This window comes from Enterococcus sp. LJL120 (assembly GCF_054871765.1).
This window is the reverse complement of record NZ_JBTXLV010000001.1, coordinates 260148-286507: the sequence shown is the minus strand read 5'-3', so window position 1 is coordinate 286507 and position 26360 is coordinate 260148. Positions and strand designations below refer to the sequence as shown.

The window sequence follows — 26360 nt, the reverse complement described above, 5'->3', positions numbered from 1 at the left end:
CTCCATTTATCTCGTCTGCTAGTTCACTTTGGAAAAGCGTTGATACAATTGCTGAAAAATAATCATAAACTGTTCCACTTCTGCCATTGTATTGCTCTCATCTAAGCTCACCCGCACAGCACAGGTTGCCAAGCGACTAGGCACATGCATGGCACTTAAAGTTGAGCTAGCCGTTTTTTTGCGGCTAGAGCAGGCACTAGTGGTGGAAAGATAGATTTGCTTTTCTTCAAAGGCGTGGACTAGAACTTCGCCGCGGATTCCTTCAAGGGCAAAGCATAAAATATTAGGCGTAAAATTTTCTTCCCCAGTAAAAAAGTGAACCTTCGGAAAAGTTTTCAAAGCCTCTGTTAAGGCCTTTTTTAAATTTGCTGTGTGCTGCGGGTTTTCCGAAATCTTATCTTGATAAAGTCGCAGTGCTCTAGCAGTAGCGACAATTCCTGGTAAATTTTCCGTGCCGGAGCGCTGATTATTTTCTTGACCGCCGCCATTTAATAATGGGGCTAATTTACGCCCAGCCTTCCAATAAATAAAGCCGACACCTCGTGGACCGTGGAATTTATGAGCAGAAAAAGTGGCAAAGTCCACTCTTTCTGTTAGCCATAATTCCTGCGGCACCTTGCCGATAGCCTGTACCGCATCCACATGAAAATGAATTCGCGGATAAGCCTTTAGCAGTTCGCTGATTGCTTGAATCGGCTGAATGCTGCCAATTTCATTATTGACAGCCATCACAGAAACTAAAATGGTTTCTTTTTTTATCAGCTTGGCCAATTCCTCCACAAGGACAAATCCTTTTTCATCCACTGGCGCGATGCTGACATCAAAGCCGTTAGCCGCTAATTGTTGAGCCGTTTCACTGACTGCTGGATGCTCAATGCCGGAAATAATTAGATGGTTGCCAAATTCTTTTTTGGCAATGGCAGTGCCCTTTAAGACCCAATTATCCCCTTCTGTGCCGCCGCTAGTGAAAAAAATTTCTGCCGGTGCCACCGCCAGCTGTTCTGCAATTTGCTTGCGGGCTTGTTCCAATAAGCGATGGGCCTGATTGCCTAAATCATGCAGGCTGGCCGGGTTCCCAAAAATCCGTTGACTGGTTTTGGTATATGTATCAAGTGCCAGCGGATAAATTGCTGTCGTTGCACTATTGTCAAAGTAAATCATGGTATAGCCTCTTTTCTAAAATTCTTTCCTATTATAAAGGTTCTGTCACTTCCTTTCAAGGCGTTGAAAATTTTGACGGGTAGCAGCGAGTTGACCTTAAAACTTTTTTAATGAAAGCTTCGGCTGATTTACCAGCAGCACATTTTTGCCCGCAAAAAAGCCCCGAAAAATTTTTCAGGGCTTTTTCTATATTGGAAAAACGTCTTTATCGTATTCTCAGACTAGGTCTGGATTCTTAAAGTAAAAGGATTCAATGCGTTGGAAAGCGCCAGGTTCTACTCTTTCCAGGGCAGTGCCAATCGTATCAAGGGATTCTTGATAGCGATAGCCATTGTTGAACAACTCCATCGTTTGTGTGATGGCATCGCGGATTTCTTGATGGCTGTTGCGGTAGCGATTTGCATATTGCAACATTTGCTCAGTTAGAGCAGCAGCATCGACGAGATCATCCGTTTTTTGTTGTAAGGTTGCTAAATCTTCTTCTGATAATTGTAAGAGCTGATTGATTTCATCCATATCAATGCGAATCTTGTTTAAGGATTTGTTGAATTGTTCAATCCGATCAGTCGTTACATAGAAGAATTCCAGATAATCTTCTGGAAGACCAGGTAAACGTTGTTTTTCAACATAACGTTTTAAGGTCCGCAGGCGGAATTCAAACTCTTCCACCTTGACTTGTGCATCACGTTCACCTTTACGCAGATTACGCATATCATCATCGATTGCCATTTGTTGGTTTTCGATGTCATCTAAGACGCGGTAAACGTCTTTGAAAAAGACTTGCGCTTCTGTATAAGGGATTTCGTGATCATTAATTTGGGGTTCCATTTGTTGGTAACGACGCGTTAACTCGTCCAACTCTGTTTGGAAACCACGAGCTCGACCTAACTCATTATGATTTAAAGCATAACTTTGTGAGGTATGATCTAATTCAATCATCAGCTGACGATTGTTTTTCCCAGCGTGATCAATATAGTCTTTGATTACTTGACGGTTTTTCAGCACGTATTTCCGTGCGTTCATTTCCCGTTCTAACGTATCGTACAGGCCATCAATTTGACTGGCTGTATCTCTGTTTGCGACCTCAGCGGTGCTGACTTCAGTTTTTTCGATATCTTTAAGAGAGTTTTCGATACGTTTTTTCACTTGTTCAATACGCTCCGGAAAATCATCCGGCAGCTTGTATTGCTCATCGACCATGCGTTTGTACGCTTCTTCAATTTCTTGAACTTGATCAGGGAATACTCGGTTTAGATCTTCGAAAACGCTAGGAATTCGTTTCACTAAGTCAGATAACTCATAAGTGTGCTGTTCGGCAAGCTCTAACACTTCCCGAGCTTCAATCGGATCACCGGAGGTATTTAAAGTCACAAACTGAGTGAATTCAATTTCAATATTCTTGACTTGTTTTTTCAACTCAGAAAGTGCTGGACCAAAGATTGAGGAATCAGTCTTTAATTCAGCCTGTAACTCTTCATACACATCCAAGGCTTTTTGAACTTCAAGGGAGTTACGTTCTTCTCCATCTCGTAATTCTTCAAGCCCTTTACGGATTTCTTCCACTTCGTTTTCCATCTCATCCATTTTTCCATTTGCGGACTCGATAGCTTGCTTGGCACTGAAAATTTTGCTGGGGCGATTGTTTAAGCCTTCAGCGTCCATAATCATTGTTTCTAAAGTGCCGAACTCAACGGTTGAAACGGCAATCCAACGTTGGCTCCATTCACGGAAAGTATTTTGGCTGGAACCCACCATATGCATCTTCTTGACATCATCAACTTCTTCAAACACCGGTAAGTCAAATAGTTTTTCCTTACGTTTTTCCAGTTCGTCTATTTTACTCAGGTTTTGTCGCCGTAACAGCAGTAAAACCAGTCCTAAAATTGCTAAAATCACTACGACCGCGATGAATATGATGATGATGATGTTCACGTTACTTCCCATTATTGTTCCTCCGTTTTTAGTAACACATAATTGTATAAGAAAAACCGAAGTATTTTACACCTACTTATTAGGGCGCAGACATCTAATCTAGATTATATCATAATCATTATTGGATGGCACGGGATAATCCCGAAAAAATTTACATTTTTTTTCATAAGTAAATTTCTAAATTTTCTTGTAATAGCAAGGTTTTTAAGGCAAATTTTGCTGGGTAGTAATGGCTTTTAGCAATTATTTTTGACACTTAGTTAGTTTAAGGGATTTTTCAAATGAATCCTCTGCTAACCTTTTGCTGGATTCTTTGACTAGCAAAAAAGTCATTTACTTTTGTTTTAGCGAGTAACTAGTTTCCTCCAAACAAGACTGTCTGGACTATGCTTCCTCCTGAAATTTTGCTAAAGTCTGACGAATCTCAAAAATCGTTTTTTCCATTTCCGCCAACCTTTGATTGGCAGACGCAATCTTCCTTTTAGCAGCAAAAACTTTATTTGGGCGGGCATTTAAACTTTCCGCCTTCATAATTATTGTCTCTAGTGTAGCAAAGTCCTCTGTTGTAACGGTTTGCCAGCGCTGATTTACCTCAGCAAAAACGGCTTTTTGGGCAGCCGTCAAAGAAAGTTTCTCTGCTGCTGCAATTTCATCAAAAACTGTCATATCAAACAATTTTTCCTTTTGTCTTTCGAGCTGTTCGAGTTTGTAGCGATTTTGCCAACGCTGAAACAACAAAACTAGTCCAAAACCTAATAGAACAATGATTCCCACAATCAATATGAAAACAACAATTTCCATTTTTTCTCCTTTTCTTGGCAACTTCCCCTTATAACCAGCACTTTAATAACTAGCTGCCATTGCAAGATTTATTTATAGGAATTATATCACACTCCAGTTAAACGCTTTGAGCCGGCAATCATCTCTGACTATTTTTTCCTCTGCTAATTTCTAAATTTTCTTGTAATAACAAGGTTTTCCCTTTAAGTATCCCCAAGAACTACTTGCTTTTATCGACTAGTTTTTGTATTCTTAAAGAATCTAAGAGTTCAGGAGTGAATTTTGTGAAAGTAATAAAATTTGGCGGCAGCTCGTTAGCCTCCGCGAAACAATTAAAAAAAGTTTTGAATATTGTCAGCAGTGACCCCGAACGACGCTTTGTCGTTGTTTCCGCCCCTGGTAAACGGGAAGGCGATGACATTAAAGTCACGGATATGCTGATTGCTTATTACGATACATATGCTTCTGGCGGCGATACTGCAGAAATTTGCGGCGATATCATTGAACGCTATAAAAGCAATACCGATGCACTTGGCATTACCTCCATTATTTTACCGGAAATTGAAAATAATTTAAGAGGCTTGGCCCAGCTGCCGATTGAAAATAATCGCCATTTGCGGGATGCTTTTCTGGCAAGCGGTGAAAACAATAACGCCAAACTGGTGGCGGCTTATTTTGCCCATGAAGGTCTACCGGCTCGTTATATTAATCCAAAAGACTTAGGGATGTTTGTCTCTGATGAACCGGGGAATGCCCGGATTTTAAAAGATTCCTTTGCTAAAATTTACCAAAATCGCGATTCAGCTGAAATTTTGGTTGTCCCTGGTTTCTTCGGCTATACAGAAGATGGCGAAATTTGCACCTTCTCTAGAGGTGGCTCAGATATCAGCGGAGCGATTGTCGCAGCTGGTATGCAGGCTGACCTCTATGAAAACTTTACTGATGTTGACGGCATTTTTGCCGCTCACCCAGGCTTGATTCACAATCCTGAACTGATTGAAGAGCTGACCTTTAAAGAAATGCGGGAGCTGGCCTACGCTGGTTTTAAAGTTTTCCACGATGAAGCACTGCACCCTGCTTATACCTTTAATGTGCCGGTAGTGATTAAAAATACCAATAATCCCAGCGCAAAAGGAACCTTTATCCGCAAAAATCGTGAAATTAATCATCAGCCAGTAGTCGGAATTGCTAGTGATTCTGGTTTCTCCAGCTTATATATTACCAAGCATTTGATGAACCGGGAAGTTGGTTTTGTGCGCCGGATTTTAGAAATTTTTGAAGACCTGAATATCAGTTTTGAACACATGCCATCAGGAATTGATGATGTTTCTATCATTATCCGCGACCGTTATCTGACACCGGAAAAAGAAACGCTATTGATTGAAAAAATTCAAGAAAAATTAGAACCCGATGAAGTTCACATCACCCACGGCCTGAGTTTAATCATGGTTGTTGGTGAAGGTATGCGCCAAAAAATCGGGATCATGGCCAAAAGTGCCAATTCATTTGCCAATAAAGAAGTCAATTTAGAAATGATTAACCAAGGTTCCTCTGAGGTCAGCATCATGTTCGGCATTAAAAGCGAGCACGAAGCTCGGGCGATTCGCTCCTTGTACTACACCTTTTTTGACTAACAAATAATCTGCATGCAAAAAAGCTTGAAAAGCCAGCCAGTTAAACTAACTGATGACTTTTCAAGCTTTTTTAGATTTTAGCCCGTTTTAGTTTTTAGTCTCTGCTTCTTTGATTTGTCGCTGTAGCTCCGCTGCAATTTTGGCTTCTGGAGCAAAATCGATTTGCCAATTAGCCGGCTTCATCACTTTATTGGTGACAGGGTCATAACGGGGCCTGCCATCAGGAAAAAGTTTCCCCATATTGGCTTGGTGAACAATGTTAATAATCGTTTCAGGATTAACTCCCATCAACGAAAAAGAACCGTAAATAAAATACAATAAATCCGTTAGTGCATCCACCTGTCCCACCAATGAATCTGTCACAGGTTCTTTTTTGGCCAAGACTTTTTCCTCAGCCAAATCAATACTTTGGTGGAGGGCTGTAACAAAATCCTGAAATTTTTTCTGGTCATTGTCAGCGGCTGCATATAAAAATTCCACCAGCTCTTCAGCTTTAAAGCCGGTGCGATGAAGCGCATCTGCTTCGTTGAAGGCGGTTGGCTTTAATGGTTTTCTAGGGTCGAAGGTATCATGAAATTCCTCCGCCATTTCAAAAGGGGTTTGTTTACTCATTTTTTCCTCACTCAATCACTCCATAATGTTTCATGGCAAAAGCAATGCCGTCACTCTCGTTGGAATGGGTCACAAAATCGGCAATCTCCTTAACCTCTTGGCGCCCATTGCCCATGGCAACACCATAGCCCACATGGGTCAGCATATCAATATCATTTAAATTATCGCCAAAGGCCATGACTTCGGATAACTTAATATCATGCAGTTGAATAAATGCTTCAATTCCGTGTAATTTCGAACCGCCTTTCGGTGTCACATCCACCGAAAACTGATTGGAGCGCTGAAAATCACAATGGGGCAGCCGTTCCCGTAATAAATGGTCACCGGACTCACTGCTCAACATAATACACTGATAAATCGGCTCATTCAAAATGGACAAGCGCCGGTAGCTCTTCTTTTTCCGAGCCTTGCGCAATTTTTGCAAACCAAACTTCAACACTTTAGAAGTTAAATTTTTCGGCACAAATTTCGTCAGACTTTTGGCAAAGACTGAATTGCCAAAAGACACGGTGCGGCTGCCATCCAGTCGGTTTCTAGCGCCAAATAAAATTTGCCGATTGTGTCCATCGGCGTAGTCGACAATTTCATTCAGCACCTGTTTAGAAAAAGGATTTTTGTAAATATCCCCCTCTGGCGTATAAACTAATTGGCCATTGTAGGTCACAAATACATCCAATTCGATGAAATCAATCATCTCACTTATTTTGACCGGGCTGCGGCCTGTCGCAATGCCGCAGAGAATCCCTTTTTTGCGGGCCTCGGCAATCGCCGCCTTCGTTGTCGCATCCGCCTGAGAATCACTGCCCACCAGCGTCCCATCTATATCAAAAAAAATTGCCTTAATCATGGCCCCACTCTTTCTTTTCATATTCCATTTAAAATAAATCCAGCTGCTTAGGATTTAAACCTTGATAATCCAACCCCAATTCCTTCACCATCATCAAAGCATTACCGGCTGCATGACCGCCGGAATTATTATTGAAAATGACGGCCACTTCCCGACTGGCCTTAGCCGTTTGTCGAATTGAGGCTGCTAATTGTTTAATCTCTGCCCCATTATAATCATACAAGGTGCGTTTTTGCTGCCAATCAGCGCCATTTTCCTGCCAACCAGGAACATTGCGGCCATGAAAACGAAACATCGTAAAATCTGGATTGGTGACAAAGTCATCAAAAGGCACGCTGCGATTGGCCACCTGCGGCTCATCAATTATGACCAAAGAAAATTGATTTTCCTGCATAAACTTTCGCATGGAGTTTAAAACATTTTCCTGATACCAACTTTCAGAACGAAACTCGATGGCTAACGGCACATTCGGTAAAAGATGTCGCAGCTTTTGCAGATAGGCCACATTTTCTGAAGTGCAGTCAAAAAAACTGGGAAACTGACAGAGAAAATAAAAGAGCTGCTTACTGTCAACCAAGGGCTTCAATGCTGTCAGATACGCTTCTGCCATCGCTTCTTCAGAAGAAAAATACTTGTCCTCACGATTTTGTTTGGTTAAACCGCCATACATTTTGATAATAAAACGAAAACTCGGCGGCACCTGTGTCAGCCAATTAGCAACCGTCGTCTCCTTAGGAATTGCATAATAAGCGGTATCCAACTCCACTAGCGGCAGATGGCCAGCATATTCAAAGAGACTAGCTTTGGGTTTCCCAGTTAAGTTAATGTGTTCATCAAAACGGGTTAGGCCGATTCTAATCAATTTTATCTGCTCCTCTTGTTTTGTTATTCATATAGTATACAATAAGCAAAGAATGACATGCAAAAAAATTTCCTGAGGTGATGGTATGAAAATTTTAGCGCTGCACACCGGCGGCACAATCGCAATGAAAGAAAATGCAGCAGGCAAAGTAGCACCTGATGCCGGCAATCCTTTATTAACCTCTGCACCAAACTTACCAGCAGGCGTTGACTTAGTCGTAGAAGAAATTTTTAATGTTCCTTCTCCCCATATTACGCCTGAGCATATGCTTTTATTAAAAAATCGAATTCAACGGGCCGAAACTGAAAATTTCAATGGTGTGGTGATTACCCACGGTACCGATACTTTAGAAGAAACAGCCTATTTTTTAGATACAACCATCGGCGGCATCATGCCGATTGCAATCACAGGAGCCATGCGTTCCAGCAATGAAATCGGTAGCGACGGCCTGTATAATTTTGAGTCGGCCATTCGGGTGGCCGCTTGCCCAGAGGCTCAAGGTAAAGGTGTCCTCGTGGTAATGAATGATGAAATTCACACCGCCCGCTACGTAACCAAAACCCACACCACTAATGTAGCAACTTTTCGCACGCCAACATTAGGACCAATTGGCATCATCACCAAACTCCATATTCGTTTTATGCAGGAACTGACTAGCAGTGACCGCATTGATATCCAAGCGGTCAACGGGCTAATTCCCATCGTCAAAGGTTACGCGGGAATGCATGGAGATTTGATTGAAGCCTTATCAGAATCTGCAATCGACGGCTTAGTCATTGAAGGCTTAGGCGCTGGCAATCTACCTCCGCAAACCTTGCCGGCCCTCAAAAAATTATTGGCCAAAAAAGTACCCGTTGTGCTCGTCTCCCGTTGCTTTAACGGTATCGTTGAACCGATTTACGATTATCAAGGCGGCGGTCAAGAGCTGCAGCAATTAGGTGTCATCTTTTGCAATGGCATTAACAGCCAAAAGGCCCGCTTAAAATTATTGATTGCCATTAATAGCCAGTTGCTGGCCGTTGAACGGCAAGAATTTTTGGAGGAATAGTAAAAAAACTTCAAAAAATTGTGAAAGTCGTGAAACGAAAAACTAGCCTAACTAGCTGGCTTTTCGAAAGTCACTTCAAGATACAATTTTCTGAAGTTTTTTATTTATTTTATTGGCTCCCAAATAAAATTCGCTTCACAGCAAAGCTCGGCCCCCAACCGAATTTCATGGCGGGTCAAAAGCTGACCTTCTTTTTCAACAACTTCCACTAAGCTGTCCACCGTCGCACCATATTCAACCTCTTTATCAAAACGGATATTGACGCTCAGCGGCCGGTGCTCGACTAAAAATTGGTAGTCCAGTGCGTTAATCATCCAATTGAAATAAATTGAATTGTTGACATGATGATTGCTGTCAATATCGTAAAAACGGACCCGAAACGGTAGCGTCTTTCCTGTCTCCACCTTTTCAATTGCGGGAAATCGGCGAATTGATTTTACTTTGGTGCTTTCATAAGGGGCAATGACCTCATCCGGCACACTAGTCACTTTGCGGGCTGCCATGTCCATCAAGACAAACACCGACTCAATTGCCACCAGCTCATTGCCAGCCGCATCATGAAACCAAAAGCTACGGTAACAGAAAAATTTATTGTATTCTTTGGCCTCCGTAGTAACTTGGCAAACTTCGCCGACTGTCGGCATTCTTGTGATAGCAATTTGATAATTGGTAATTACCCAACCTAAGCCCAGCTGATGGATATATTCATTCCCTCGATTAAACAACGCACTCTGATCTTCTGAAACCTTGACGGCAACACTTAAGAGTGCTGGAAAGGTCATCTGCTGATTGACATCACATTCATAAAAGGTTACTTCATGCTCTTTTGTATATTTTTTAGCCACAAACCTGCCTCCTCTTTCCTAATCGCAAATTTTGCGACAAAACTAAAGCTTCAATTCATTTTAGCAAATCTAGGAAACTATCAAAAGAAAATCCGAAAAAAATTATCGCTTTTGCAACTATTTTTGAAAGGATTTCAAAGTTAGTGCTAGTTAAATCTCGTCCGGTCGCTTTTTGCCAACTGCAAAATCTTTTTATTTCACTGTTGAAGCAGATTGTTTCGATAAATATGATTTGTTTGCTATTCTTTTACAAGGAGAGGAGGGAGAAAATGATTTTCTTGCATATTGTATTAGGAATTATTGCCTTTGCTGCATCCGTTAGCCTTGTAGTTGGTTTCCGTGATGTGATGGATCAGTTAAACGGCTTGCAAAAATTTGGTATCATCGGCTCTTTTATCGGAATTATCGGTTCCGCAGTGTTAGGCTTTATGTCTGCCAAAGTGGATATCAGCTTAATTTTCTTAACGTTAGCATTATTAGCAGTCTTCACGATTGTTTTATTTAAGAAAAAAGCACCAAAACAAGATTAATTTTTGCACTTATTTTATAGACTGCTAGCAAACAGTTGGCCTATCTTGAGAAACCATTTCTAATTTTTCACTTTATCGATCTTCAAAGATTGGTAAAGTTTCAAAAATTTTAAAACGGCTTTCCTCCAGATAACCACCGCAGCTAGCGGTTTATTTTTTTGCTTATTCTTGACTTCAATCTGACATCTGTTAGCATATTATTTAGCAAGACAAATAAAAAAATTTCTACTAGGGGCGCCTGCGGGCTGAGATAAACAAAAGTTTAGCACCCTTAGAACCTGAACTGGTTAGGACCAGCGGAGGGAAGTAGAGTTTAAGCAAGCTGAGGGTCTATCTTTAGCTGAATTAAACATACCATCCTGCGTCACGTCTTTAGAAGGACTTGAGGAGGATTTTTTTTATGAGATTTACTGAAGAATTGCGCTTGGCAACAGAAGAAAGTTGGCAAAAAAGTTTACATCATCCTTTTGTAAAAGGAATTGTTCACGGTGATTTGCTTCTGGAAAAGTTTAAATTTTATATTTTGCAGGACATTTATTATCTTAAGCATTACGGTAAAATCCATGCCATTGCTGCTTCACAAGCCGAGGATTTTACTCTGACAGCTGTCTTGGCCGAAAAAGCCAAGCTGACTGCTGAAGCTGAGTTAACTGTCCATCAGGAGCACGCAGAAATTTTGAATATCAGCAAGCAGGAAATGCAAGAATTGAAACCGGCTCCTACGGCTTATGCTTATACCTCGCACCTTTATCGTGCCAGCATGAGTGGCAGCTTGGCCCACACGATTGCGGCAATTCTCCCGTGTTATTGGTTGTATGCAGATATCGGTAAGACCTATGCCACAGCGCAACCGGCACCCAAAATTTATCAAAATTGGCTGGCGACCTATGCCAGTGATTGGTTCCAAACTTCAACACAAGAGATGATTGACTTAATGGATGAATTGGCTGCTGCTTTAACTGACCAGCAAAAAGTCAAAATTAAAGAGGACTTTATTCTTTCCAAAGAATACGAGCTAGCTTTTTGGGAGATGGCCTTCACCGGCGAAACTTGGTTATCAGAAAAAAGCTCACACTAATAAAAGAAGTGCCCACAGAAGTTAGTCTTGAATGCTAACTTTTGTGGGCACTTTTCTTTGGTTAAATTTTTTTATTCTTCACTGCCCATTGCTTTACCAGCCAAAGCTGCCAGTGCACCGCCAACTAATGGAGCCAATAAAAAGACCCAGTAATGGCTGAGAGCTGTACCACCGGCGAACAATGCTGGTCCTAAGCTTCTTGCGGGATTTAAAGAGCCGCCAGTTAAGTTCAAGGCCACAATAATTAAAAGGCTAAGACTAAACCAATTGCAATTGGTGCCATTTGCGCATTACCAAATTGTTTACTGGTGACCATTAAGATAACAAAAATAAATAAGAAGGTAATGATTACTTCCACTAAGAAAGCCATTCCTGCACTGATTTTTGAAAAATCATTTTGCCCGTATTGACCACTTTCTAAACCTAGGGCAGAAATAAACATGGATAACACACCAGAAGCAGCGATTGCTCCTAAAGCTTGGGCGACAATATAAATTAGACCATCTTTGACTGACAATCTCTTATTAATCATCATTGCTGTTGAGACCGCCGGATTAAAATTCCCACCGGAAACGCCACCTACCGCATAGGCCATAATCGTGATGGCTAAACCAAAGCTCAAGCCAATTGCCAAAGTATCCCCTTGGGCAATCACAACTGTGCCGGTTCCTAAAAACACCAGCATAAAAGTTCCTAAAAATTCTGCAAAATACTTTCTCATCGCTTCCACACCTTTTCTTAAACTGAAATAATTGCAGAGTTAATATAACACAAGTTTTAGAAAAAATTAAAGGATAAGTCTTTGAGAAAGCGTTTTAAATTATCTTTAAAACAGTAATTAAAAGCGAACGTTTTCTTTTTCTGTTTCTTTTAAATAAATGAGAAAATATAACATTTTTTTGATAAACAAAAAATACTTAGCAGGTCAAGACCATAATAATTTCTCCATTGTCCGGATCAACTTGATGTGTATTCACAAAACCAGTCGCTTCATAAAATTGAAAAATTTTTTTATTTTCCCGATGAACGCTTAAAAGAATCTGAGTTACAGACCAATTTTGTTGCAAGTAATCAAGTAATTTTTTCATAAATCTTTGGCCGTAACCCTGATGCTGAAATTTTTGATCAATCATCAAGCGGTCAAGCCAAATTGTCTTCGTTTTTTCATCAAAAGCCCCCACCATCGCAAAGCCAACAATGATTTCACCATCTTGCAAAGCTAGAGGAAGCCAATTAAGCGATTTGTCATAAGCCGCTTCTAATAAAGAGTCTTTATTTGTTTCGATATAATTTTTTTGGTCAGTTGTTACTGACAAATTTGCTACCACACGCCAATTTTCTTCGGTAATTTCTTTTAGATATAAGATAAAAAACACTCCAATCTGAATTTATAAAGCAGTTTTTATTTAAAGATAGTACATGCGTGTCTTGGAAATGAAGTGTTAAGTTAGTTTGCTCGTTTTAGTGCTCAACACCAAAAAAATTTCTGACAACGACGAACTAAGCAAACGAAAATCCGGTCAACTGAAACGGAAATCATCGGCCCTTGTAATCTAAGTCAAAATGCAAGTTCATTTTTCCAAAGGGCTCTGAAACAATATTTGTCGCTGATTTCAATTTCTAATAAAAAGACCTGCTAAAGCTCAAAACTGAGTTTTAACAGGTCTATCATTTTATAAATTTGGCCCTTTTTTGGCCCTTTTTCTTTACTAGGGTTCAAAAACCTTATTACGCCAATGCTCCCATTGGGTCCCATGGTGCTAAAACAGTTGGTTTGGCATCAAAGGCTGCCAGTTGCTCGTCAGATAAAAATTCTCGACGGACAACGATTTGATAGGTGTATTCGTCCATCCAAGCATCGCTCATTACGAAGAAGCCTTTGTCGCCGACTTTTTCACCCCAGCTATTTTCAACTTTCCATTTAGTTGATTGGCCGTCAACGATGTCAACACCAGTCAAGACCATCGCATGGGTCATCAAACTTTCACCATAATCCAAACGGTCCGCTTTAGTCATCGTGAAGCTAGTGTCAAAAAGGCTGTTCATGTCATAGGCATCTAACGCCATGATACCAGTATCACGTTTGGAAGATTGACCGACATCGCAACCAAACCAAACGGATTCCCCTTGTTCCAGTTGGGCAATCGCTAGCTTTTTAAAAGTGCTCATATCAACGTTCAGATATTTTACAGCTTTAGCGCCGACCACATTGCCAAGCATTTCCACTGTGTAGGATTTGTTGTAAGGCTTATCGGCAGTTGGTGCATTGATGATGCTGACATATTGATCCAAATCAACGCCAACATATTTATCATAAAAACTCTTCGGTGTTAAGCCGCGATCTAAATAATAATTTTTATCGGCATCCCGGTATTCAAAGTCGAAGGTTTCCGGTGGTGTGCCTAAAGAAATTGCCAAGAAATTATAAACGCCCTCTAGCATTTTTTCTTTGGTAGCTTGGATTTCTTCACTAGAGGCACCATCTGCAACTAATGTCCGCAAGGCAACGGCATCTTTACGTAATAATTTATTTAAATAGTTGTTCAAATCCCGTGAGCTTGAACTATTTTTGCTTTCAGGCATAGCAGCTTTTGGCACGACGCCATATTTTTGGAATAAGGCCACAATCATATCCCATTGGCCGCCATCTTGTTGGGGAGTTGCCAGTAAAAAGGCAACCTTGCGACTAGTTAATTCCTCTTTGGCAGTCGCTAAAATATTTTCATAGAAGTAATTCGCCTTTTCATATTTGTCCCAAAAGAAAGTATAGTTTTGCGATAACTCAAAGTCTTTTAAGTCAAAGCTGTTAATCATTTTGTGGCGGAAAGTATTCAATGCCGCAAACATCCAGCAACGGCCAGATTGCATTTGATTAGCAACTTTACCAGTCGCTAAATCTGTTGAAAATACCGGCACGTTATTGACGTTGCCTTCTAAAGTTTCTCCGCTAGCACTGATTCCATTTTTGACGACAGCTCTTTGCAGGGCAGTTTGTTTGTCATTTTTGGCAAACGCAGCAGCGAAGCCAGCTGTTAATTCTTTTTTAATTTCTGACATCTTTTCCATTCCTCTCAATTTTCGTGAACTACTGATTGCCAGTCTTTACCGAATTTTTTTGATTGCGTCTGGCTTTATACCATTTCATCTTACTCTTTGCGTTAAAAGATTTCAATCATTTACTGCATACAAAAAGGCAGAAAAAACTGCGATTAACAGTTTCTCTGCCTTAATGGGTAAATACATTCGATAATGCCTTACTCAATATATTCAGTCTCATCTAAAGCCTTCATTAACAGTCCTAAACGAATAATACCAATTTTATTTTCATCAGACGCATATTTGCGGGCATTTTTTAAGGTGAGGATTTTAATCTTCCGTTCTTCTTCCTCTGCTTCATCAATTCTTAATTCCACATTGTTTAAAGCGTCGCAAATTTCATCCTTTGTATAAAACACCGTGTCATGGGTCCGAATTTTTTGGCGTTTGGCTTCTTTAGTTAAAGTAAAAGCCAATTTCAAGCGCATATTTGTTAAATCCTTCAATGGAGCTTGGGCTTCGGTTGTGCGGTAGCTGCGAATCTCCTGTTGATTAACGCCAGTGTGGCGGGCAATTTCATTGCTGCTAACATCTGATTCTAATAGACGTTTGACTAAAGTTGGATTGACTACAAATGATTCTCTCATAACTTTTTACCTCCTTTTTCTTTATACTTTTATTTTACTCAGATTGAATGAAAGTATTAGTTTTTTGATTGTCAGACAGATTTTATCATAAAAAAGAAATATAAAAAGATAACAAAATAAAAAAACAGCCATCTTTCCAGACCCCAGAAAAATCGTTATGAAATAAGGAATTCAAAACAACTTTATCTAAAATTTTTGCTTTTAATAACACGCCCCTAGGATAACATCACGGCTTTTCTATTTTTTTATTGTCTCTGAAAAAAAAGAAAAACCGCTCCCATCAAAATTGGGAGCAGCTTTAGCTAATCTTCTGGCATAAAACCAAATTGTAAAATCGTTAATTCTCGCCGTAAACGCTGAATAATCGGCGCTAAATCTTCGACGGTTCGCCATTCAGGGTGTCGAGCCAATTCTTTTTGAATGCGTTGGGTTTCAGCAGCTAAAATCAAATTCAGCAAATCATTGACCTCTTCTCGACTGATTCCTTCCTTCAAAGGAAGCTTAGCGGTTAAAGGCTCCACCAAGGCCAGACTTGTTGAAACATCGGCTGCTAGTCGTTCAGTCAATGCTAGCTTCAGCGACTCAGGTAAGCTGTTCATCTCCCCATAGGCTCGCATTAAAAATTGAAATTGAATTGGAAAATCCAGCTGCAATTGGATTTTATAAGTCGTAGATTCCACCACCATCTCAATTAAATCATTGGCCTTTTGCCAAACTGATAAATCTAAATGGTCATAAAAGAAACCTGTGACATAATCATAAGTTGCCAGATACAACTGGCTTTTATTGCCAAAATAATGAAAGACTAAACCTTTTGAAACGCCGGCAGCTTTGGCGATGGCCTCTGTCTTGGTCTCTCTAAAACCAGCTTGACCAAATAATTCGGCGCTCACCAAAAGCATGGCGGCTTCTTTTTCCGGATCTTTTTGGACTTCTGCCATCTCCTCACCCCTTATCCCTTTGATTGTAGCCAATTAAGCCGAGAATCAAGCAGCCAATCACAGCCACTAATATTAAAAGAATTGGCAAGAGACTGAGCTCTTCAAAAGGCACATTACCAATCCAGCCAAAAGGTGAGACATTATTTAGGCTGTCCGCTAAATTTAGCAAAGGACCAAACAATTTGATTAATGCGCTAAGACCTAAATAGCCCCAGAAAATCAATTTAAATTTAGGCAGGCAGCCAACAATAACAAAAGAAATACTTAAAAAGAACAGCACCTCTGGTAAGCAGCCAGCCACAGTTTGCCAAAAATAACTTAGCGGTATTTTATTTTCTAGCGTAGCATTTCCTGAGAAAAAAGTTCCGCTGATAGTCGCCAAATAAACTAAGACAGCCTGTAAAGTGCCAACAAATAAATAACTACCAATTAAACTAGTGCGGGAAGTTGCCGAAGCGGCGATTAAATCTAAGTAGCCTTTATCTTCATCTTTAACCAGGCGAAAGACAATTAGCGCACCACTAATTGCGGCTAAAATGACATAAAACACACTGACAAAGCCGATAAAATTTAATAATAAGTCTTGATTGGCAGCATCAACTTGGTCGACACCTAACAAAGCTTCATAAGTCGGATTGGTTTTGATAATGTCGCCTACAGTATTAAAAATCGAACCGTAAGCTGCCCCCAAAACAACGCCGCCCACCAGCCAACCCAGCAGACTATTTCTTTCTAAACGCAGCACTAATGCCAACGGAGAATTTAACCAGCGACTCGCCTTGTCTCTTCCTTGGCGGCTTTCGATTAAGCCGCTGCCGATATCACGATTTTTTACCAATTGTAGGGCTAATACCCCCATGACCGCCGCCAATAACAACATCAAAATTACCGGCAGCCAATTGTCTGCTGTATATATTTTTGTTTTTTGCAGCCAGCCGAAGGGGGAAAGCCAAGTGAATTTTGGATTGGCAATATCAGTCATCATGCGCATTAAATAAAATACGCCAAAAATTCCATAGCTGAGAAAATAACCACTGCGGGCATTATTGACGATTTGCGCCACGACTAGTGCAATAAAACCAAACATCACACCGACTGCCGCCAGCACGCAACCCATTAAAATATCACCAGCATTCGTGGCTCCATTTAAACGAGCGGCTAACAAACTTAAATAAAAGAGCAGCCCCATAAGAGCATTGATTAAAATAATTTCAACTCCCGTGGCTACCACTTGGGATAGACGAGCCACTGAACGGGAGCGAACCATTTCCAACAGACCGCTGTCCTCTTGCGCCCGTGTGTTGCCGATGGCTAGCGAAATATTCATGAACACAACAAACATGCCCATAAAGACTAACATTTCTGACGCAAAAACATTCGCCGTCGTGTAAGGGGGCTCAGCTGTAAATTCACCGAACATCGATACCATTGCCGGTAATTTTAGCGTAGCAATAATCGCTTCGATATCTGTCTGAGTACCGAACAAGGTATTAAATTTTAACGCAGCCGCCGCAAAAAGGCCGCACAGCACCACAATCCACAATAGATGGCGAAACCGATTTTGTTTGAGATTGATTTTTAAAAGATCCGTCACATGATTAAGCATCTACGGACACCTCACCATAATACCGCAAAAATAAATCCTCTAAGGTTGGTGGTGTGGCGGTGATGGCCAAGACCGCTTTACTGCTAAGATAATTCATAATGCCGGTCATTTCTTCTTGATCAACTGAAAAAACAGCTTCTGTCTCAGCAGCATTACTGAAGCTGATTTTGTGAACACCTTTTTGCTCTGCTAGATCCGTCATCGGTTCTTTAGTGGTCACAGTCACTTCCATACGGGTCAAATGGCGCATCTCCGCCAAGTCGCCGCTTTCGATAATTTCTCCTTCACGAATAATCGCAATTTTATCGCACATTTTTTCAACCTCAGATAAAATGTGGCTGGACAATAAAACACTTTTGCCAGCTTTTTTTAGATTAAAAACCTCTGTTTGAAATAATTTTTCATTTAGCGGGTCTAAGCCAGAGGTTGGTTCGTCGAATATATATAAATCCGCCTCCTGTGATAAAGCAGCAATCAAGGCAATTTTTTGGCGATTGCCTTTAGAATAAGTGCGGGCTTTTTTCTTGGTGTCCAATTGAAAAATGCTAATCAAACGTTCTGTCTCGGCATTGCGCTGCTGATTATTTAAGCGCAAGAGCAAATCAATAATTTCACCGCCAGTTAGATTGGGCCACAAATAAACATCCCCCGGCACATAGGCCACCCGCGGATGAATTTTCATATCATCCCGCCAGACATCTTCACCAAAAATGGTCGCTGAACCACCACTTTTTTTCAACATGCCTAACAGCACACGAATTGTCGTCGATTTTCCCGCACCATTTGGTCCAATAAAGCCGACAACTTCCCCTTTTCCCACAGTAAAAGTCACATTTTTCAGTGCTTGGAATTTACCAAAGTTTTTTTGCAAGCCTTGAATCTCAATTATATTTTCCACTTTGATCACCTCTTCTGCTTAACAATACTCTTGATTGACTTCCTAGTCAATGACTTACGGGTCAATCATTTTGAAAATAAAAAACTAGAGAAAAGCGACAGTCAAAACTGGGCATTTTCTCTAGTATTCCGTCTATCAAAATTTCTTAGCAACAAGTCATTTTTAGAAAAAATCATTTTGGTAGCTCCTTTAATTAAAAAGCTGCCTTCATGATGCGGATGGCCCGTTCTACACCATAATCGGCCTCTGCATCAAAAACTTTATCCCACTCAAAATTTAAAAGACAAATACGTTCGTCTAAACTACCATCCCAACTTGGTTGCAAGTCTGCTTCGGTGAACAACTCGACTATTTTTTCGCCAACTCGTAAGGCCTGCTCCTCGTCACCATTCGTACTGTGAAAAGCGAGATATAGCCTGCGAGATTCCGAATCCAAAGCTCGTTCAATATCCTGCTGATGGCAAAAGCAATATCCTTGGCGGGGAATCTGCTGCTCTTGCATAAAACGAACAACTTCTCCAACATCTTCAAGTCCTTCACTGATGTCAAAGCCAGCAAAATCAATCGCAATAATGCCTTGCTGATTCAATTGATCGAAAATTTTCCGCAGTCGCAAATAATTCATTTGCTTGTCAGCTGCATGAGCTTGCTGAACTGCTTGAATGATTTCCTGAATCGTTTCTTCAGATGGTTTTGGTAATTCATAATCTTCGAAAATCTCACTTAGATACTCGGTCGCTAGTTCTTGAATTTCACTAACCGAAAAATAGCCACTGTTGATGGTGAAATTCAGCGCCTCAACGATTTCCTCCTGCAAGTCTATATCCAAATTGTTCATCCGCAGTCCCTCCCTCAAGCTACAATAATTTTCACTAGTTCTATCTGCTCAACAAATGCCAACAATTCTCAAAATGATTCCCGCTGAATAAAGCTCGTACCCAACTCAATTTTTAAAGGCACTGGCGGCTTTTCTTCGCTGATGGCCAACAGTGTGTCGACAGCGTGGCGTCCCAGCCACTCGGTATAAACTTTGACGGTGCTCAAAGCCGGATTAGTATATTTGGCAACGCTAGTGTCATTGAAACTGATTAATGCAACCTCAGTGGGAACACTGATTTTCGCTTCTTGCAAAGCACGTAAAGCTCCGATGGCAATCGCATCATTGGAGATGAAAAAAACTTCTGGTAATGGTTTCTCTTCAGCTAAGAAATTCTTCATCACCTGATAGCCTTCGTCAACTGTAAAACCACTAACCAATTGCCACTCTTCGTTAAATAAATTGACATTTTCTAAAGCTTCTTTGAAATAGCGATAGCGTAAATCCTCTAATAGCTGATGTTCCGTCTTGGTATATTCAGCTTCGGCAATCATGCCGATTTTTTGATAGCCTCTTGCTTGAATGGCTGTCATCACCTGCTGAATCGCTTGTTGAAAATCGACAAAAATAGAGGAATGGCCAGCTTCTGTAGCATCGAAATCAACAAATAACAGCTGCTCATTGGCAGTCTCCAATTGCTGGATTTCGGTCTGGTCAAATTTTCCGAGAGCAATCAAGCCATCTGCTTTTTCGCCGCTTAGATTCGATAATTTTTCCCGTTTAATTTGTAAATTTAACTCTTCGGCACGCTTTTCAATTCCTAAGCGAATAGCCAAATAGTATAAATCTTCTAATTCCTCGGCCTCGTTGTACCACTGGACCAATTGAAAACTGGTTTCACGGGGCGCCCGCTTATTTTGATGCTTGGTGTAATTTAAAGCCTCTGCTACTTCAAAAATTTTTCGCTTGGTCTCTTCGGAAACCGAAATTGTGCCGTCATAATTTAAAACGCGGGAAACCGTCGCTGAAGAAACGCCGGCTTGGTCGGCAATATCTTTGATTGTCGCCACTTGATTCCCCCCTTTGTGCTAGTCTTTGAATTTTATAAAGTATCACTGAATTTTTTAAAGGCGTTTTGCCCTTTGGCATCTCGTTTGAAAACACCAGCGTCTTCTAACACTCGTAAAAAGACATAGCCGATTTCATCTTGCAAAATCTGAGTCACATTAGCCGGTGTGATTTCATGTTTTTCTTTAATTGCTGCTGCCCAATCGTGATGGTATTGTGCTAATGCATTTTCTTGGTCCAGTAAATATTTTTCAACTTCGGCCATCTCTTCTTTAAGACGTGGCGGTAAAATCGCCAAGCCCATCACTTCAATCAGACCGATATTTTCTTTTTTAATGTGCTGAACATCTTGATGAGGATGAAAAATTCCATCGGGAAATTCTTCGGACACATTGTTGTCCCGCAATACCAAATCCAATTCAAATAACTCACCGTTTTTGCGGGCAATCGGTGTGATGGTGTGATGCTGCGTACCATCTTCAGAAAACGCCTTGACGCTGACACTTTCATCCGAGTAATTTTTCCAGCTGGCCAAAATATATTCAGCTGCATTGACTAGCTCGTTTATTTCTGCACCTTGCAGACGGATTACCGACATCGGCCATTTGACAATCCCGGCCCGCACTTTATCAAAGCCCAGCAATGTAAATTCTTTTTCGATTGGTGCTAACGCCATCGGAAAATCATGCCGCCCCGCTTGATAATGATCATGGGACAAAATTGAACCGCCGACAATCGGCAAATCTGCATTGGAACCCACAAAATAATGGGGCAGGACTTCAATGATTTGCAAAAGTCTTGCGAAGGTTTCCCGACCAATTCGCATTGGCCGATGCTCCTCTGAAAGAACTATCGAATGCTCGTTGAAATAAGCATAAGGCGAGTATTGAAAGCCCCAGCTCTCACCGGCTAAATTCATGCGGATAATCCGATGATTGGTGCGGGCCGGATAATTGGGCCGGCCGAGATAGCCTTCGTTTTCCATACAGAGCATACACTTCGGATAATTGACCTGAACAGCGTTGCGCTCAGCTGCAATTTGTTTAGGATCTTTTTCAGGCTTAGACAAATTAATCGTGATGCCTAAATCACCGTAGGCCGTTGCGACTGGAAACTCAATGTTTTTGGCAATTGCTCGAGTTTTGATGTAGTCATTATTCTTACTGAGGGCAAAGAAATAGTCTGTGGCTTCCTGTGGTGAGTTGGCGTAATGCTGCGCAAAAAAAGCATTCACAACAGAAGGCGGCGGTGTTAAAAGGTCCATCAGTTGAGCTTCTAAAATATCCACCGCCCATTGCGCGTCTTCAATAGCGTCATTTTTTTTAGCGGTGGCAATTAGTTCATCTAAAAGCTCGACAGCTGGCCGCTCAGTTTTTTCTAAAGGCTCATCAGCTAAGGATTGTTCACCGATTAAGGCAATCACACGATTTTGTAGATATAGGCGGTCCATTTCCATCCAGCCGCCGTTTTCAATGGCGTAAGTTACAAATTGTTTGACTGTTTGACTCGTCATTTCTCACGACTCCTCTATTTTCAATTCCAGTTTTATTGAAGAAAGCCAGCCAACTGAAACCAGCGACTGGCAAGTTTTAAAGCTTATTTTTGATCATCATAGCCTTTAGGATGACTGACATGCCAATTCCAAGCCGTGGCAATGATATCTTCCACACTCGTGTATTTCGGCTGCCAACCTAGAATTTCTTTGGCCTTTTCGCTAGAGGCCACTAAAGCGCTGGGGTCCCCTGCCCGGCGTGGCGAAATTTTCGCCGGAATTTCTTTGCCGGTAACCTTGCGGGCTGCCTCTAACATTTCTTTGACAGAGTAGCCGTTGTTGCTGCCGAGATTAAAGGTATTGCTTTCATTGCCAGCCTTTAAATATTTCAAAGCTAAAATATGGGCGGCAATTAAATCTTCGACGTGGACATAATCACGAATATTAGTCCCATCAGGAGTGTCATAGTCGTCTCCGAAAATCTGTAAAATTTCCCGCTGACCTAACGCCACCTGCAGGATAATCGGTACTAAATGAGTTTCAGGCGTATGGTCTTCGCCAATCGAAGCGTCGGCTTTTGCACCAGCCACATTAAAGTAGCGCAAGGCAACAAACTTCATGTCGTAGGCACCGTCACACCACTTCATCATTTTTTCCATCATCAGCTTGCTTTCGCCGTAAGGATTTTTTGGATTGGTCGGTGTTGTTTCTTTAATCGGCATTTCCTTCGGCTCGCCATAAGTTGCAGCGGTGGAGGAAAAGACAATGTGCTTAACATTGAACTCCTGCATGACTTCCAATAAAATTTCCATACCATACACGTTGTTATTGAAATATTTTAAGGGATTCGCTACAGATTCCGCCACTAAAGAGCTAGCCGCAAAATGGATGACGCCTTCAATACTTTCTTTTTTAAAGACACTTGTTAAAAAAGTTTTGTCCCGCACGTCGCCTTCGTAAAAACGAGCATCTGGGTGGACGGCTTTTCGATGGCCGGTCAATAAATTATCCACGACGGCGACATCATATCCCTTTTCGATTAATTGATCAACTGCATGGGAACCGATATAACCGGCTCCGCCTAAGACTAAAACTGTCATCTTTTCACCTCGTAGATTTTTTATAATTTGCGGGCACCATCATCGATATTGGCTTTGTAAAAATCAGCATTGTAGCCGATTTTTTCTTCATAAGCAGCTCCAACTGCTTTTGTGAAATTGTCTAATTCACTTTCCTTTACTAAGGCGATGGCACAGCCGCCAAAACCAGCCCCTGTCATGCGGGCTCCCAATACACCGGGCTGAGCTTGGGCATTGGCCACTAATGTATCCAATTCGATGCCGGTTACTTCATAATCATCTTTTAAAGATTGGTGGGAGGCATTTAATAGCTGGCCAAACTCAACTAAATCTCCCGCCTGCAAAGCAGCTTTAGCTTTTAAAGTCCGCTGATTTTCATAGACTGCATGTTTTGCCCGACGAATTAAGACTTCATCGCCGATTAAAGCTGTGTTGGCTTCAAATGTTGCTTCGTCTAATTCGCCTAAACTTTGAATATCAAGTTTGGTTTGCAGGCGTTTCAGCGCTTCTTCACATTCACTGCGGCGCTCGTTGTATTTTGAATCCGCTAATTCCCGACGCTTATTGGTATTCATAATGGCAATCACATAGTCCCCAAAGGCGGCCGGTACTAATTCATATTTCAAGGTATTAGTATCCAATAAAATCGCCATATCTTTTTTGCCCATGCCAATCGCAAACTGATCCATAATGCCAGAATTGACACCGATAAATTCATTTTCGACTTTTTTCCCAGTTTTCACTAAGTCCAGCATTGAGACATCTAAATTAAACAAATCCTTCAAGACAACGCCGGTTAACAATTCAATCGATGCTGATGATGAAAGCCCAGCGCCATTAGGAATAGTGCCGTAATACAATACATCAAAGCCTTCGTCAATTTGGTAGCCGGCTTCTTGTAAATATTTGACCATTCCTTTAGGATAATTCGTCCAATTATCCTCTTTGCGGTAATCCAAATTTTCCAAAGGGACTTCAATCACCTCCAGCGCCGCAAAATTTTCTGAATAAAAGCGGATTTTTTGGCTACCGTTTTTGCGGGCATACCCATAAGTGCCGATTGTGATAGAAGCTGGAAAGACATGGCCGCCGTTATAGTCAGTGTGTTCGCCGATTAAATTAATTCGGCCTGGTGCAAAATAAGCACCGGTGGCCTCAACGCCAAAGACTTCTGTAAATCTTTTTTTTAAGTTTTCCATTTTTGTTTCCTCCAAATTTAAAAGATAAATTTGAATGTCGTATGACTTTCAAATGTTTCATCTGCCGCCAATTCAATTTCACCGAAGCCTTCGTGATTACTTGCATCCGGCAGGCCTTGTGTTTCCAACGTAAAGGCGCCGTGAGTTGCAATCGAATCAATTGGGTCAGCTCCCCAATTGTAGGTATAAATCACTACTGAATCTTCTTCGGTGGTCAACTCCACTTGCAAACTGCCATCTTCATTCGAAACCTTGACTTGAGGTGTCGTTGCTTTATTCAAAAGCCATGGATGATCATAACCATTAGCCAGTTTATTTTGTGGGAAATCATTATCAAAGCCCTGTTTGAAGGCTGCACCCTTGCGAAAATCAAAAGAAGTCCCAGCAACATCCAAGATTTTACCAGTTGGCAGGTTATCTTCCTGTAATTCTAAAAATTGATCCGCCAAAAGCTCCATGCGATGATTGTCAATCGGCTGTTTGAAATCGCCGTTTAAATTAAAATATACATGATTGGTTGGATTCAACAGAGTCGCTTTTTCAGTCGTCCCCCGATATTGAATCTTTAATTCATTGTCTTCCGTCAATTGATATTTGACCTGCAAATAAATTGGTCCGGGGAAACCATTAAATCCGTCCGGCACTGTTACATAAAATTTTACTGAATTTTTTTCTTCCTTCACCTGATAATCCCAATAAAATGTTTCCAAGCTATCAGGACCGCCATGCAAAGTGCTGCCTTTTTCATTGGTGGTAAATTGATGAGTGACACCTTGAATTTTTGTTTCACCCTGACTGATACGCCCAGCCACCGGCCCAACAATTGCTCCTACATAAGGATCATTTGCCAAGTAGGCTTCATCACTTTCGTAACCAAAGGCAATATTTGTGGCTTTGCCCTTTAACGGCACAATAATTTTCACAATGCGAGCACCGAAGTTACTCACTGCCACCTGCATGCCATTATTATTTTCCAGTGTTAAAAGTTTTGCTTTTTCAGAACCAAAATTTGTCGTTGTAATCGCCATCTCTGTATCCCCTTTCATGCATTCATTATAAATCATTTGTTTTGATTTTGGAATAGAAAAGTAAAATATTTAGTAAATTTATTACTGAGTTGCGATTTGTTTTGAAAAATTAGTGGTGGGAAAATTGGTAGACGACCGCTTTCGTAACTAGTTGCTTGCTGATATTTAAGCAAAATTGTAGGAATCATCTGGTTAAGAAACACTGTCAGGTTAAAATCAGAAATTGCTACTTCAGACCAGAATCGGTAAAGACAGGTTAAAATTAGTTCAACACTGATAAAACGTAAGCCAGACTACAACTAGTTATGAAGTTAAGGTATCTTTAAAGTTTTTAACTACTACTATGGAATTATGTGCTTTAATTGTAAAATTAAGGTAGGTAAATAGCTCATCTTGAATTAGCTATTAAAGTGATTTAGCAGAATTAATACCTCGAACTGTATGCTACTTGCAAAAATTAGAACAATCAGAAAACTCTAAAAATACTTTTAAGACTATTACTTTAATACGGGGAGGATTTTTGTAATGACTACCAAACAAGATTTATTAATGTCTTTTAAATTAATTAAAGAAGCAGATTTGGCTACTTTGCAGGATTTGGCACTAAATGCAACCGAACCAGAAGAAAGGTCATTTTTTTTAGATTTCTTTAATAAAAACTACAAGAACAGCAAAAAGAAATCATTGAAAAAAGAGATTTTGTACTATGAGAAGGTCAAATAAATTAAAATACATCCTAGTTGCCGGCACAAATGGTGCCGGCAAATCTACTTTATATCAAGCATATCCTGAGCTTTTTAAAGACACAATCAGAATTAACGCAGATGAAGAATTAAAAAAATTTGGTGGAGATTGGCGGAGTACGGCTGATAATTTTCAAGCAATGCGTACTCTAATTAAACTGATGGATAAGGCCTTTAAAAGTAGGTCCGCCTTTCACCAAGAAACAACCCTCTCAGGGTCAGTAGTGGGGCATCAAAATAGAATAAAAAAAGCCAAAAGTTTGGGTTATCACATTACTTTACTATACGTAGGTCTTGACTCATCCGAGATAGCTGTTCAACGTGTTGCCGCACGAGTATCAAAAGGCGGGCATGGGATTCCCATTGAACTCATAAAAAAACGCTATAATCAGTCTTTGAAAATTTAATTCAGCTTGTACCTTTGGCTGACACTGTAATTTTCTTTGACAACACCGAAATTTTTCGCGAGGTTTTTTA

25 protein-coding genes, 1 pseudogene and 1 riboswitch are annotated in these 26360 nt (G+C 40.7%); of the genes and pseudogenes, 6 read left to right on the top strand and 20 right to left on the bottom strand.

All coding sequences use genetic code 11. From position 1 onward, the window contains the following. Nucleotides 1-18: 18 nt before the first annotated feature. From ACYSNU_RS01415 to ACYSNU_RS01405, 3 genes are all read right to left on the bottom strand, one after another. Nucleotides 19-1161, bottom strand: coding sequence for a cysteine desulfurase family protein (locus ACYSNU_RS01415; protein WP_461735442.1), 1143 nt, complete (start codon nucleotides 1159-1161; stop codon nucleotides 19-21). A gap of 216 nt (nucleotides 1162-1377) precedes the next feature. Further along, complete coding sequence (locus ACYSNU_RS01410) at nucleotides 1378-3105, bottom strand: septation ring formation regulator EzrA (RefSeq protein ID WP_461735441.1); 1728 nt, start codon at nucleotides 3103-3105, stop codon at nucleotides 1378-1380. A gap of 372 nt (nucleotides 3106-3477) precedes the next feature. Next, the gene (locus ACYSNU_RS01405; protein ID WP_461735440.1) at nucleotides 3478-3894 is read right to left on the bottom strand and encodes a septation ring formation regulator EzrA; all 417 of its coding nucleotides are present in this window, start codon (nucleotides 3892-3894) and stop codon (nucleotides 3478-3480) included. A 263-nt stretch (nucleotides 3895-4157) separates the two neighbouring features. Here ACYSNU_RS01405 and ACYSNU_RS01400 point away from each other — a divergent pair, with 263 nt between their 5' ends. Continuing rightward, the gene (locus tag ACYSNU_RS01400) at nucleotides 4158-5507 is read left to right on the top strand and encodes an aspartate kinase (RefSeq protein ID WP_461735439.1); all 1350 of its coding nucleotides are present in this window, start codon (nucleotides 4158-4160) and stop codon (nucleotides 5505-5507) included. A gap of 87 nt (nucleotides 5508-5594) precedes the next feature. Here ACYSNU_RS01400 and ACYSNU_RS01395 read toward each other — a convergent pair whose 3' ends face one another. The 3 genes from ACYSNU_RS01395 to ACYSNU_RS01385 are packed head-to-tail and all read right to left on the bottom strand — an operon-like array spanning nucleotide 5595 to nucleotide 7828. Further along, nucleotides 5595-6119 (bottom strand): pyrophosphohydrolase domain-containing protein, encoded by a 525-nt coding sequence (locus tag ACYSNU_RS01395; RefSeq protein WP_461735438.1) that lies wholly within the window; start codon nucleotides 6117-6119, stop codon nucleotides 5595-5597. Nucleotides 6120-6126: 7 nt separating this feature from the next. Next, a complete protein-coding gene (locus ACYSNU_RS01390; protein ID WP_461735437.1) occupies nucleotides 6127-6966 on the bottom strand; it encodes a Cof-type HAD-IIB family hydrolase in 840 nt (279 codons plus the stop codon). A 28-nt stretch (nucleotides 6967-6994) separates the two neighbouring features. Further along, nucleotides 6995-7828, bottom strand: coding sequence for a DUF72 domain-containing protein (locus ACYSNU_RS01385; RefSeq protein ID WP_461735436.1), 834 nt, complete (start codon nucleotides 7826-7828; stop codon nucleotides 6995-6997). A gap of 85 nt (nucleotides 7829-7913) precedes the next feature. Here ACYSNU_RS01385 and ACYSNU_RS01380 point away from each other — a divergent pair, with 85 nt between their 5' ends. Next, the gene (locus tag ACYSNU_RS01380) at nucleotides 7914-8876 is read left to right on the top strand and encodes an asparaginase (RefSeq protein WP_461735435.1); all 963 of its coding nucleotides are present in this window, start codon (nucleotides 7914-7916) and stop codon (nucleotides 8874-8876) included. Nucleotides 8877-8980: 104 nt separating this feature from the next. On the opposite strand, the gene ACYSNU_RS01375 is transcribed toward ACYSNU_RS01380, so the two are convergent. Beyond that, nucleotides 8981-9721, bottom strand: coding sequence for an acyl-ACP thioesterase domain-containing protein (locus ACYSNU_RS01375; protein WP_461735434.1), 741 nt, complete (start codon nucleotides 9719-9721; stop codon nucleotides 8981-8983). 269 nt (nucleotides 9722-9990) lie between these two features. Here ACYSNU_RS01375 and ACYSNU_RS01370 point away from each other — a divergent pair, with 269 nt between their 5' ends. Then, nucleotides 9991-10251 carry a hypothetical protein gene (locus ACYSNU_RS01370; RefSeq protein ID WP_265455702.1) on the top strand — a complete coding sequence of 87 codons (261 nt, stop codon included), beginning with the start codon at nucleotides 9991-9993 and terminating at the stop codon, nucleotides 10249-10251. Between the two features lie 220 nt (nucleotides 10252-10471). Further along, a riboswitch (TPP riboswitch) is annotated at nucleotides 10472-10573 on the top strand. A gap of 78 nt (nucleotides 10574-10651) precedes the next feature. Beyond that, complete coding sequence (gene tenA / locus ACYSNU_RS01365) at nucleotides 10652-11329, top strand: thiaminase II (protein WP_461735433.1); 678 nt, start codon at nucleotides 10652-10654, stop codon at nucleotides 11327-11329. 71 nt (nucleotides 11330-11400) lie between these two features. On the opposite strand, the pseudogene ACYSNU_RS01360 reads toward tenA, so the two are convergent. From ACYSNU_RS01360 to ACYSNU_RS01300, 13 genes and pseudogenes are all read right to left on the bottom strand, one after another. Beyond that, a pseudogene (locus tag ACYSNU_RS01360) lies at nucleotides 11401-12050 on the bottom strand (MIP/aquaporin family protein). Between the two features lie 196 nt (nucleotides 12051-12246). After that, entirely contained in the window at nucleotides 12247-12657 is a 411-nt protein-coding gene (locus tag ACYSNU_RS01355) for a GNAT family N-acetyltransferase (RefSeq protein WP_461735432.1), read from the bottom strand. Nucleotides 12658-13057: 400 nt separating this feature from the next. Beyond that, the gene (locus tag ACYSNU_RS01350; RefSeq protein ID WP_461735431.1) at nucleotides 13058-14386 is read right to left on the bottom strand and encodes a C1 family peptidase; all 1329 of its coding nucleotides are present in this window, start codon (nucleotides 14384-14386) and stop codon (nucleotides 13058-13060) included. Nucleotides 14387-14583: 197 nt separating this feature from the next. Then, complete coding sequence (locus tag ACYSNU_RS01345; RefSeq protein ID WP_461735430.1) at nucleotides 14584-15012, bottom strand: hypothetical protein; 429 nt, start codon at nucleotides 15010-15012, stop codon at nucleotides 14584-14586. A gap of 302 nt (nucleotides 15013-15314) precedes the next feature. Next, nucleotides 15315-15953 carry a TetR/AcrR family transcriptional regulator gene (locus ACYSNU_RS01340; RefSeq protein WP_461735429.1) on the bottom strand — a complete coding sequence of 213 codons (639 nt, stop codon included), beginning with the start codon at nucleotides 15951-15953 and terminating at the stop codon, nucleotides 15315-15317. 4 nt (nucleotides 15954-15957) lie between these two features. Continuing rightward, the gene (locus ACYSNU_RS01335; protein WP_461735428.1) at nucleotides 15958-17559 is read right to left on the bottom strand and encodes an ABC transporter permease; all 1602 of its coding nucleotides are present in this window, start codon (nucleotides 17557-17559) and stop codon (nucleotides 15958-15960) included. Next, nucleotides 17552-18457 (bottom strand): ABC transporter ATP-binding protein, encoded by a 906-nt coding sequence (locus tag ACYSNU_RS01330; protein WP_461735427.1) that lies wholly within the window; start codon nucleotides 18455-18457, stop codon nucleotides 17552-17554. Before ACYSNU_RS01330 ends, ACYSNU_RS01335 begins: the two co-directional genes overlap by 8 nt. Nucleotides 18458-18650: 193 nt before the next feature. Beyond that, nucleotides 18651-19295 (bottom strand): DUF6891 domain-containing protein, encoded by a 645-nt coding sequence (locus tag ACYSNU_RS01325; protein WP_461735426.1) that lies wholly within the window; start codon nucleotides 19293-19295, stop codon nucleotides 18651-18653. Nucleotides 19296-19363: 68 nt separating this feature from the next. Continuing rightward, nucleotides 19364-20344, bottom strand: a complete 981-nt coding sequence (locus ACYSNU_RS01320; protein ID WP_461735425.1) for a LacI family DNA-binding transcriptional regulator — start codon at nucleotides 20342-20344, stop codon at nucleotides 19364-19366. 32 nt (nucleotides 20345-20376) lie between these two features. Further along, nucleotides 20377-21855: a UDP-glucose--hexose-1-phosphate uridylyltransferase gene (gene galT / locus ACYSNU_RS01315; RefSeq protein ID WP_461735424.1), complete on the bottom strand. Its 1479-nt coding sequence runs from the start codon at nucleotides 21853-21855 to the stop codon at nucleotides 20377-20379. 83 nt (nucleotides 21856-21938) lie between these two features. Next, nucleotides 21939-22934 carry a UDP-glucose 4-epimerase GalE gene (gene galE / locus ACYSNU_RS01310; protein WP_461735423.1) on the bottom strand — a complete coding sequence of 332 codons (996 nt, stop codon included), beginning with the start codon at nucleotides 22932-22934 and terminating at the stop codon, nucleotides 21939-21941. 20 nt (nucleotides 22935-22954) lie between these two features. After that, nucleotides 22955-24112, bottom strand: a complete 1158-nt coding sequence (locus ACYSNU_RS01305; protein WP_461735422.1) for a galactokinase — start codon at nucleotides 24110-24112, stop codon at nucleotides 22955-22957. A 17-nt stretch (nucleotides 24113-24129) separates the two neighbouring features. Continuing rightward, nucleotides 24130-25140: an aldose epimerase family protein gene (locus tag ACYSNU_RS01300; RefSeq protein WP_461735421.1), complete on the bottom strand. Its 1011-nt coding sequence runs from the start codon at nucleotides 25138-25140 to the stop codon at nucleotides 24130-24132. Nucleotides 25141-25665: 525 nt separating this feature from the next. Here ACYSNU_RS01300 and ACYSNU_RS01295 point away from each other — a divergent pair. Next, nucleotides 25666-25863: a hypothetical protein gene (locus ACYSNU_RS01295; protein ID WP_461735420.1), complete on the top strand. Its 198-nt coding sequence runs from the start codon at nucleotides 25666-25668 to the stop codon at nucleotides 25861-25863. After that, nucleotides 25847-26290, top strand: coding sequence for a zeta toxin family protein (locus ACYSNU_RS01290; protein WP_461735419.1), 444 nt, complete (start codon nucleotides 25847-25849; stop codon nucleotides 26288-26290). Before ACYSNU_RS01295 ends, ACYSNU_RS01290 begins: the two co-directional genes overlap by 17 nt. Nucleotides 26291-26360 lie beyond the last annotated feature (70 nt).

Excerpts from the sequence above, each read along its gene's own strand:
- tenA (WP_461735433.1), top strand. The coding sequence starts at position 10,652 with ATGAGATTTACTGAAGAATTGCGCTTGGCAACAGAAGAAAGTTGGCAA.
- ACYSNU_RS01390 (WP_461735437.1), bottom strand. The coding sequence starts at position 6,966 with ATGATTAAGGCAATTTTTTTTGATATAGATGGGACGCTGGTGGGCAGT.
- ACYSNU_RS01335 (WP_461735428.1), bottom strand. The coding sequence starts at position 17,559 with ATGCTTAATCATGTGACGGATCTTTTAAAAATCAATCTCAAACAAAAT.
- ACYSNU_RS01290 (WP_461735419.1), top strand. The coding sequence starts at position 25,847 with ATGAGAAGGTCAAATAAATTAAAATACATCCTAGTTGCCGGCACAAAT.
- ACYSNU_RS01295 (WP_461735420.1), top strand. The coding sequence starts at position 25,666 with ATGACTACCAAACAAGATTTATTAATGTCTTTTAAATTAATTAAAGAA.
- ACYSNU_RS01415 (WP_461735442.1), bottom strand. The coding sequence starts at position 1,161 with ATGATTTACTTTGACAATAGTGCAACGACAGCAATTTATCCGCTGGCA.
- galT (WP_461735424.1), bottom strand. The coding sequence starts at position 21,855 with ATGACGAGTCAAACAGTCAAACAATTTGTAACTTACGCCATTGAAAAC.
- ACYSNU_RS01345 (WP_461735430.1), bottom strand. The coding sequence starts at position 15,012 with ATGAGAGAATCATTTGTAGTCAATCCAACTTTAGTCAAACGTCTATTA.
- galE (WP_461735423.1), bottom strand. The coding sequence starts at position 22,934 with ATGACAGTTTTAGTCTTAGGCGGAGCCGGTTATATCGGTTCCCATGCA.
- ACYSNU_RS01410 (WP_461735441.1), bottom strand. The coding sequence starts at position 3,105 with ATGGGAAGTAACGTGAACATCATCATCATCATATTCATCGCGGTCGTA.
- ACYSNU_RS01305 (WP_461735422.1), bottom strand. The coding sequence starts at position 24,112 with ATGGAAAACTTAAAAAAAAGATTTACAGAAGTCTTTGGCGTTGAGGCC.
- ACYSNU_RS01350 (WP_461735431.1), bottom strand. The coding sequence starts at position 14,386 with ATGTCAGAAATTAAAAAAGAATTAACAGCTGGCTTCGCTGCTGCGTTT.
- ACYSNU_RS01405 (WP_461735440.1), bottom strand. The coding sequence starts at position 3,894 with ATGGAAATTGTTGTTTTCATATTGATTGTGGGAATCATTGTTCTATTA.
- ACYSNU_RS01325 (WP_461735426.1), bottom strand. The coding sequence starts at position 19,295 with ATGAACAATTTGGATATAGACTTGCAGGAGGAAATCGTTGAGGCGCTG.
- ACYSNU_RS01380 (WP_461735435.1), top strand. The coding sequence starts at position 7,914 with ATGAAAATTTTAGCGCTGCACACCGGCGGCACAATCGCAATGAAAGAA.
- ACYSNU_RS01395 (WP_461735438.1), bottom strand. The coding sequence starts at position 6,119 with ATGAGTAAACAAACCCCTTTTGAAATGGCGGAGGAATTTCATGATACC.
- ACYSNU_RS01340 (WP_461735429.1), bottom strand. The coding sequence starts at position 15,953 with ATGGCAGAAGTCCAAAAAGATCCGGAAAAAGAAGCCGCCATGCTTTTG.
- ACYSNU_RS01370 (WP_265455702.1), top strand. The coding sequence starts at position 9,991 with ATGATTTTCTTGCATATTGTATTAGGAATTATTGCCTTTGCTGCATCC.
- ACYSNU_RS01300 (WP_461735421.1), bottom strand. The coding sequence starts at position 25,140 with ATGGCGATTACAACGACAAATTTTGGTTCTGAAAAAGCAAAACTTTTA.